The organism is Cupriavidus sp. a3 (genome assembly GCF_051015765.1).
GTDB lineage: Bacteria > Pseudomonadota > Gammaproteobacteria > Burkholderiales > Burkholderiaceae > Cupriavidus > Cupriavidus oxalaticus_A.
In genome coordinates, this window is sequence record NZ_CP170643.1 from 4,470,148 (window position 1) to 4,478,382 (window position 8,235).

Here is an 8,235-nt window from a genome sequence, read left to right on the forward strand (position 1 = left end):
ACCAGCGTGGTGCCGTAGCGCGCCTTGAATTCGTCGAACTCGGAGCCGTCGACGATGCGCGCGATTACCTCGCGCACGTCATAGGGCTTGCGCGTGTCGGTGGGGATCACGCCATACAGTTCTTCCACCGGGTACAGCGGCTCGACCGGCTCGTGCAGGCGGATCTGGTCCGGCTTGCGGCGGTTCAGGTGCTGCACGATATTGCGCGCCAGGCTCAGCGCGTGGTGGTCGTTCTGCGCGAAGTAGTCGGCCACGCCGGACAGGCGCGTATGCACGTCGGCGCCGCCCAGGTCCTCGGCGCTCACCTCCTCGCCGGTGGCGGCCTTCACCAGCGGCGGGCCGCCCAGGAAGATAGTGCCCTGGTTCTTGACGATGATCGACTCGTCGCTCATCGCCGGCACGTACGCGCCGCCGGCGGTGCACGAGCCCATCACCACCGCGATCTGCGGGATGCCCTGCTTGGACAGGTTGGCCTGGTTGTAGAAGATGCGGCCGAAGTGGTCGCGGTCGGGGAACACGTCGTCCTGGTTGGGCAGGTTGGCGCCGCCGGAATCGACCAGGTAGATGCACGGCAGGTTGTTCTGCTCGGCGATCTCCTGCGCGCGCACATGCTTCTTGACCGTCATCGGTCGACCAGGTAGATGCACGGCAGGTTGTTCTGCTCGGCGATCTCCTGCGCGCGCACATGCTTCTTGACCGTCATCGGATAATACGTGCCGCCCTTGACGGTGGCGTCGTTGCAGACGATCACGCACTCCTGCCCGGCCACGCGGCCGATACCGGTGATGATGCCCGCGCCCGGCGCGGCATCGTCATACATGTCGTAGGCGGCAAGCTGCGACAGCTCCAGGAACGGCGTGCCCGGGTCGAGCAGTTGCTGCACGCGGTCGCGCGGCAGCAGCTTGCCGCGCGACAGGTGCTTGCTGCGCGCATCGTCACCGCCGCCCTGCGCCAGCTTTGCGACCTTCGCCTTGAGGTCGGCCACCAGTTCCCGCATCGCGTCGGCATTGGCCTTGAACGATTCCGAGCGGGCGTTCAGTTTGGTTTCCAGCGTGGGCATCGTATCGTCTCGTTGCTAGGGTCTTGGTGGGGATCCGTCCAGCCTGCGCTGCATGCGAGGGATGGAGGCCGGCCTATGTGGCGATGCTCATGGCGCTTCCCCGATCATGTCGCCATCCACATAGAGCCAGCGCGGGGTCTCGCCGGGCGCGCGCGGCTCGTGCACGAAGCGGCTGCGCTCATGCAGCCGCCAGGCGCGCCCGCCGACCTTGTAGCGCGCGACGAACTCCACTTCGGCATGGGTGTCGTCCTGCTGTGCGTGCGCCTTCACCGACAACCCGAGCCAGCGCGTGGCGGTGTCTGGCGCAAGGTCCGCCGGACAGGTAGACGGATGCCACGTCTGGCGCAGCCAGTCAGTGTCGTTCAGCACATAGGCGCTGTAGCGCGAGCGCATCAGCGCTTCCGCGTTGGGCGGCAGCGCCTCGCCGCGATGGAAGCGGCCGCAGCACGCAGCATAGTCGGCGCCGCCGCATGGGCACGGCACCGGACCGGCCTTGGGCGGGCGGCGCGCGGTCATCCCACCAGCTCCGGCAGCTCGCGCATGTCGGTGAAGAGCGTGTGTGCACCGGCTTCGCGCAGCGACGCGGCGTCGTTGCGCGCGGCGTAGCCGAACACCGTCATGCCCGCGGCCACGCCGGCGGTGACGCCGGTGGGGCTGTCTTCGATCACGGCGCACCGCGCCGGCTCGACGCCCATGGTGCGCGCCGCCAGCAGGTACACGTCGGGCGCGGGCTTGCTGCGCGCCACTTCGGTGGCGGAGAAGATATGCTCGCGCTCATCCTGCTGGAACAGCTCGACCAGCCCGGTCTTGGTCAGCTGCAGCTTGACCTTGATGCGGTCCGCGCCCGACGCCACGCACACCGGCATGCCGGTGGCGGCGATCTTGCCGATGGCGTCGCGCACATGCGCCACGGCCGCCACTTCGGCCTCGAGCACCGCGTTGCGGCGCGCCAGCCAGGTCGACAGCCAGTTCTCGGGCAGCGGCGCGCCGCGCATGCGTTCGATCATGCCCAGTTCCTCGCGCACGGCGCGGCCGAGGAACAGGCGCGTGGAGTCTTCCAGCGAGATCCCGATGCCGAGTTCATTCAGCATCTGGTTGAGCACGCGGTTGACGATGGGCTCGCTGTCGACGAGCACGCCGTCGCAGTCGAAGATCACGCAATCGAAACGGCCGGAATGGCCCTGGGTTACTGCGGTCATGCGGGTTTCTTTTCCTTGTTGTCCAGGCGGTCGTGCCTCCTGTTGCCGGGGACGCCGGCGGCACATGGCATCATCGTACGCTTTTTAAGCCCGGGTCAGGCCAGCGCGCGCGCAATCAGGATCTTCTGGATATCGCTGGTGCCCTCGTAGATCTGGCACACGCGCACGTCGCGGTAGATGCGCTCGACCGGGAAGTCGCTGACATAGCCATAGCCGCCGAACACCTGGATCGCGTCCGAGCAGACCCGCTCCGCTATCTCGCTGGCAAAGAGCTTGGCCATCGCCGCTTCCTTCAGGCACGGGCGGCCGGCGTCGCGCAGCGCCGCCGCGTGCCACACCATCTGGCGCGCGACGTCGATGCGCGTGGCCATCTCGGCCAGGCGGAACTGCACCGCCTGGTGCTGGAACAGGGGCTGGCCGAAACTCTCGCGTTCCCTGGCGTACGCCAGCGCCGCTTCAAACGCGGCGCGCGCCATGCCGATGCTCTGCGAGGCGATGCCGATGCGCCCGCCCTCCAGCCCCGACAGCGCCATCTTGTAGCCGCCGCCCTCGTCGCCCAGCAGGTTGGCCGCCGGCACGCGGCAGTCCTCGAACAGGATCTGCGCAGTGTCCGACGAATGCTGGCCGAGCTTGTCTTCCAGCCGCGCCACAACATAGCCGGGCGTGGAAGTCGGCACGATAAACGCGCTGATGCCGCGCTTGCCGGCGGCCTTGTCGGTCACCGCCAGCACGATCGCCACGTCGGCGTTCTTGCCGCTGGTGATGAACTGCTTGACGCCGTTGAGCACGTAGTCGTCGCCGTCACGAACCGCCGTGGTGCGCAGCGCCGAGGCATCGGAGCCGACGTGCGGCTCGGTCAGGCAGAACGCGCCGAGCATCTCGCCGCGCGCCAGCGGCACCAGCCACTGCTGCTTCTGCGCCTCGCTGGCGAATGACATCAGCATGCTGCACACCGGGCAGTTGTTGACGCTGATGACGGTGGAGGTGCCGCCGTCGCCGGCCGCGATCTCTTCCAGGATCAGCGCAAGCGACAGGTAGTCCAGGCCAGCGCCGCCGTATTCTTCCGGCACGGCCACGCCATAGGCGCCCAGCGTGGCCAGTTCGCGATGCACGTCCTTGGGAAAGGTCTTGTCGCGGTCCCACTGCGCGGCCTGCGGCGCGATCACCTCCTGCGCGAACTGGCGCACGGCGTCGCGGATCATTTCCTGTTCGGGGGTCAGCAGCATATCGATGGTCGGTTGGTCGTGCGCGCCGCGATCACCAGGGGATCGGCGTGCCGTCGTAGTTGTGGAAAGTGCCGTTGTCGCGCCGCTTGACGCCGGCCAGCACCTGGCGCATGCCCTTGACGCTCTGCTGCACGGTCAGGTCGGCTTCCTGGCCGCCCATGTCAGTCTTGACCCAACCGGGGTGCAGCGCCACGCAGGTGGCATGGCGCGCGTCGAGCGAGACCGCGCGCAGCGCTGCGTTGGCGCCGGCCTTGCTGACGCGGTACAGCCAGCTGCCGTTGTGCTCCATGCCGCCGATGCTGCCCATGCGCGAGGACAGCACCGCCAGCACGCCGCCGTGGCCGGACTGTCCGGCCTCGACATAGGGCAGCACCAGCGGCAGCGCCATCATCGGGCCGAGCACGTTGACGTGCATCACCCGGTCGAAGTCCTGCGGCGTCACCGGCTGCGCGCCTTCGGTGCGCGGGCCCAGCACGCCGGCGTTGTAGATCGCCACGTCGAGCGCTTCGCCGTCGAGCTTCCAGCCCAGCCCGGCGACAGCGCCGGGATCCGACAGGTCTACCTGATGGGCTTCGGCGCCAAGCGCCTGCAGCGCGCCCACGCCTTCCAGCGTGCGTGCCGCCGCGATGACGCGCCAGCCGTCGGCGCGGTACTGGCGGACGAATTCAAGGCCGATGCCGCGGGAGGCACCGAGGATCAGGACGGTTGGCAAGGGTTGCTCCTTGGTCTGGTACCGACGGGTTCAGCAAACTGCCTCTGCATGGCTCCCCTCTCCCGCATGCGGGAGAGGGGAGAAAACAAGCGGGAAGCGAAAGCCCTTACAGGATCTCAATCCCCACCGCCGTTGCCTCACCACCACCAATACACAAGCTCGCCACCCCACGCTTGCCGCCGGTCTTGCGCAGCGCGCCGATCAGCGTGGTCATGATGCGCGCGCCCGAGGCCCCGATCGGATGCCCCAGCGCACACGCGCCGCCGTGGATATTGACCTTGTCGCGCGGGATCTTCAGATCGTGCATCGCCGCCATCGGCACCACGGCGAAGGCCTCGTTGATCTCGAACAGGTCGACGCTGTCGGTGTTCCAGTCCAGCTTGCGGTACAGCTTGGCGATGGCCTCCACCGGCGCGGTGGTGAACCAGCCCGGCGCCTGCGCATGCGTGGTGTGGCCCAGCATGCGGGCGATCGGCTGCAGGCCCAGCTTTTTCGCCGTGGAAGCGCGCATCATCACCAGCGCCGAGGCGCCGTCGTTGATCGACGACGACGATGCGGCGGTGATGGTGCCGTCCTTGGCAAAGGCGGGCTTCAGCGACGGGATCTTGTCGAGCTTGATGCGGCGCGGGCCTTCGTCGGTGTCGATCACCGTGTCGCCGCCCTTGCCCGATACCGTCACCGGCGCGATTTCCCAGCGGAAGTCGCCCTTCTCGGTGGCCTGCTGCGCGCGGCGCACGCTTTCCATCGCGAATTCGTCCTGCTGCTGGCGCGTGAAGCCATACTTGGCGGCGCAGTCCTCGCCGAAGGTGCCCATGGCGCGGCCCTTGTCATACGCGTCTTCCAGGCCGTCCAGCATCATGTGGTCGTAGATCATGCCGTGGCCGATGCGATAGCCGCCGCGGCCCTTCGGGATCAGGTACGGCGCGTTGGTCATGCTTTCCATGCCGCCGGCGACCGCGACATCGAACGAGCCGGCGATCAGGCCGTCATAGACGGTCATCGCCGCGCGCATGCCCGAGCCGCACATCTTGTTGACGGTGGTGCAGCCCACGGCCAGCGGCAGGCCCGCGCCCAGCGCGGCCTGGCGTGCCGGCGCCTGGCCCTGGCCGGCGGGCAGCACGCAGCCGAACACCACTTCTTCCACCTGCTCCGGCTTCAGGCCGGCGCGCTCTACCGCCGCGCGGATGGCGGCGGCGCCGAGCTGCGGCGCGGTCACGCTGGCAAATTCGCCCTGGAACGCAGCCATAGGCGTGCGGGCGGCTGAAACGATGACGATCTCTTCCATGTCGGGTCTCCTGGATCGGTATGGTTGCGTAAGTGGTGCCTGGTGCAGGACCAGCGCGTCAGCGGATTGACGCCTGCGGCGGATCGCCGTACTGGCGGTAGGCCACGGCCAGTTGCTCGCGCAGCTCGTCGTTGTTGCTGGCGGCCATGCCCAGGTCGCGCAGCAGGCCGTCGGACACGCCGTAGATCCAGCCGTGCACCGTGACGGCCTGGCCGCGGTCCCAGGCGTCCTGGATCACCGTGGTCTGGCAGATATTGCTGACCTGCTCGATCACGTTCAGTTCGCACAGCCGGGTATGCGCGTCTTCCTCGCGCAGCACGGTGCCGAGGTAGGCCTCATGCTTGTCGGCCACGTCGCGCACATGGCGCAGCCAGTTGTCGGCCAGGCCGATACGCTCGCGCTTGAGCGCGACCTTGACGCCGCCACAGCCGTAGTGGCCCACCACCGTGATATGGCGTACCTTGAGCACTTCCACGGCGAACTGGATCACCGACAGCGCGTTCAGGTCGCTGTGCGCGATCACGTTGGCGATATTGCGGTGGACGAACACCTCGCCCGGGGCCAGTCCCAGGATCTGGTTGGCCGGCACGCGCGAATCGGAGCAGCCGATCCACAGGTATTCCGGCGCCTGCTGGTTGGCCAGGCGGGTGAAGAAGGTTGGATCTTCCGCGTTGACGCGGTCCACCCAGTCACGGTTGTTGCGGAACAGCTGGGCGATGGCGTCATTCATGCGACTCTCCTTGCAGGGTCGGCGGCAGGCAGTTCAGAGACAGCGCCGTAGCGGTTGATGAATCGCTCGGCAGGGTGATAGGCAAAAAAGTCATGGACATGTCCGGCCAGCAGCCGGTCCTTGTGACCCTGCCACATGGCAGGGTCGAAAAAATCCGCGTGGTGCCGCAGGAACGCCGCGCGCACGCGCGCATCGCCCAGCAGGAACGTGCGGAATGTCTCGGGAAAAATATCGTGCGGACGCACCGTGTACCAGACCTCGCCCGACATCTCCTCTTCCTCGTTGCGCGGTTGCGGCACGTTGCGGATATTGCAATCGGTCAGGTACTCGATCTCGTCGTAATCGTAGAACACCACGCGCCCGTGCCGCGTGACGCCGAAGTTCTTGTACAGCATGTCGCCCGGGAAGATATTGGCGGCCATCAGTTCCTTGATGGCGTTGCCGTATTCCAGCACGCCGTGCTCGACCTGCGCGTCGGTGCCTTCCTGCAGGTAGATGTTCAGCGGCGTCATGCGGCGTTCGATATAGACGTGGCGCACCACGATTTCCTCGCCGCCGTGCTTGTCGCGCTGGTATTCGATCATCGACGGCGCGTGCTGCTCGAACTCGCGCACCAGCGCTTCATCGAAGCGCGACAGCGGGAAGGCCACGTCGGAGTACTCCAGCGTATCGGCCATGCGGCCGACGCGATCGTGCTGCTTGACCAGCTGGTACTTCGACTTCACCAGTTCGCGCGTGGTTTCCTTGGGCGCCGGGAAGAAGTCCTTGATGACCTTGAACACGTACGGGTACGACGGCAGCGTGAACACCAGCATCACCAGCCCGCGGATGCCGGGCGCGACGATGAACTTGTCCGACGAATGCTGCAGGTGATGCAGGAAATCGCGGTAGAACAGGTTCTTGCCCTGCTTCTGCAAACCCAGCGACGTGTAGATCTCCGCGCGCGGCTTGCGCGGCATGATGTCGCGCAGGAAGGTCACGTAGGCCGACGGGATCTCCATGTCGACCATGAAGTAGGAATGCGTGAACGAGAACAGGATCAGCAGCTGTTCTTTCTTCAGCAGCACCGAGTCCAGCACCAGCTTGCCCGACGGGCCGTGCACGATCGGGATCGCCAGCGGGAAGGTGCGGTCGCCGTTCAGGATGCGGCCGATGATGAAGGCCGACTTGTTGCGGTAGAACAGCGACGACAGCGTATGGATCTGGAAATTCGGCGCGGTGCGGAAGTCGCCGAAATGCTCGCCGACGGCGCGCACCACGTAGCCGATATCGCGCGCCAGGTCTTCGAACGGGCGCTCGAGCTGGAAGTTGTGCACGATGCGCTCGAAACACGCCGCCATGCCCTCGCGGCTGCCCGGATAGTAGGCGCGGAAGGTCGGCCGCGTCGGCGATTCCTCGTTCTCGATGTACTCGGTCGAGATCGCCGGGCGCACGAAGATGAAATCGTTGTTGAAGTACGAGCGGTGCAGGATGCGCGTGCAGACCGAGTTGAAGAAGGTCTCGGCCAGTTCGGGCTGGTGGTGGTTGGTCAGCAGCCCGATGTAGTGCAGCTTGATCTGCTGCCAGATCTCGTCGTCGATGTTCTCGGCGTCGTACTCGTCTTCCAGAATGATGCTCGATTCGCGCACGCGCTCGTTATAGAAGGCGATGCGGTCGCGCTGGATCTGCTGCAGCCCGTGCCAGTCGCCGGCCTCGAACTTGAGCTTGGCCTGGTGGCTGACCTCGCGGAACAGCCGGTAGTGCTTGTCGAACCCGTCGAGCATCGTTCTCGCCACATCGAAGGCAATCTGCGAAGAGAGCAGTTTGGGGAAGTGGGACATGGGTCGACGGGGGGCGACTGCGTGACGGTCTTGCGACGGGTAGTGAGATTGTAAATGGGTTCCGGGGGAGCGCTGCGGATGTCCGGGGGCGCCGGAGGTGAATCCGGCGCCCCTCCCGGCATGCCGTTACATCGTTTCCGCGAACAGCTCGCGGCCGATCAGCATGCGGCGGATCTCAGAGGTGCCGGCGCCGATCTCGTACA

The 8,235-nt window shown here is 66.5% G+C and carries 7 protein-coding genes and 1 pseudogene; all 8 read right to left on the bottom strand.

Annotated elements, in window-relative coordinates; translation table 11 throughout:
* Positions 1 to 1,060 (bottom strand): annotated as a pseudogene (locus ACAD63_RS21325) (carboxyl transferase domain-containing protein); the annotation flags it as partial.
* 87 nt (positions 1,061 to 1,147) lie between these two features.
* Positions 1,148 to 1,576, bottom strand: coding sequence for a YchJ family protein (locus ACAD63_RS21330; protein ID WP_133098511.1), 429 nt, complete (start codon positions 1,574 to 1,576; stop codon positions 1,148 to 1,150).
* A complete protein-coding gene (locus ACAD63_RS21335; RefSeq protein ID WP_133098510.1) occupies positions 1,573 to 2,259 on the bottom strand; it encodes an HAD family hydrolase in 687 nt (228 codons plus the stop codon). Before ACAD63_RS21335 ends, ACAD63_RS21330 begins: the two co-directional genes overlap by 4 nt.
* A gap of 95 nt (positions 2,260 to 2,354) precedes the next feature.
* The gene (locus tag ACAD63_RS21340) at positions 2,355 to 3,485 is read right to left on the bottom strand and encodes an acyl-CoA dehydrogenase family protein (protein WP_135704161.1); all 1,131 of its coding nucleotides are present in this window, start codon (positions 3,483 to 3,485) and stop codon (positions 2,355 to 2,357) included.
* 31 nt (positions 3,486 to 3,516) lie between these two features.
* Positions 3,517 to 4,197: an SDR family oxidoreductase gene (locus ACAD63_RS21345; RefSeq protein ID WP_133098508.1), complete on the bottom strand. Its 681-nt coding sequence runs from the start codon at positions 4,195 to 4,197 to the stop codon at positions 3,517 to 3,519.
* A gap of 106 nt (positions 4,198 to 4,303) precedes the next feature.
* Complete coding sequence (locus ACAD63_RS21350; protein WP_133098507.1) at positions 4,304 to 5,482, bottom strand: acetyl-CoA C-acetyltransferase; 1,179 nt, start codon at positions 5,480 to 5,482, stop codon at positions 4,304 to 4,306.
* Between the two features lie 58 nt (positions 5,483 to 5,540).
* Positions 5,541 to 6,212 (bottom strand): carbonate dehydratase, encoded by a 672-nt coding sequence (gene can, locus ACAD63_RS21355; protein ID WP_135704159.1) that lies wholly within the window; start codon positions 6,210 to 6,212, stop codon positions 5,541 to 5,543.
* A complete protein-coding gene (gene aceK, locus ACAD63_RS21360; protein WP_133098505.1) occupies positions 6,209 to 8,032 on the bottom strand; it encodes a bifunctional isocitrate dehydrogenase kinase/phosphatase in 1,824 nt (607 codons plus the stop codon). Before aceK ends, can begins: the two co-directional genes overlap by 4 nt.
* Positions 8,033 to 8,235: the final 203 nt, after the last annotated feature.

What these genes read in the sequence shown, in the direction of transcription:
- ACAD63_RS21340 (WP_135704161.1), bottom strand. Translation starts at nt 3,485, where the DNA reads ATGCTGCTGACCCCCGAACAGGAAATGATCCGCGACGCCGTGCGCCAG.
- ACAD63_RS21330 (WP_133098511.1), bottom strand. Translation starts at nt 1,576, where the DNA reads ATGACCGCGCGCCGCCCGCCCAAGGCCGGTCCGGTGCCGTGCCCATGC.
- aceK (WP_133098505.1), bottom strand. Translation starts at nt 8,032, where the DNA reads ATGTCCCACTTCCCCAAACTGCTCTCTTCGCAGATTGCCTTCGATGTG.
- ACAD63_RS21350 (WP_133098507.1), bottom strand. Translation starts at nt 5,482, where the DNA reads ATGGAAGAGATCGTCATCGTTTCAGCCGCCCGCACGCCTATGGCTGCG.
- can (WP_135704159.1), bottom strand. Translation starts at nt 6,212, where the DNA reads ATGAATGACGCCATCGCCCAGCTGTTCCGCAACAACCGTGACTGGGTG.
- ACAD63_RS21335 (WP_133098510.1), bottom strand. Translation starts at nt 2,259, where the DNA reads ATGACCGCAGTAACCCAGGGCCATTCCGGCCGTTTCGATTGCGTGATC.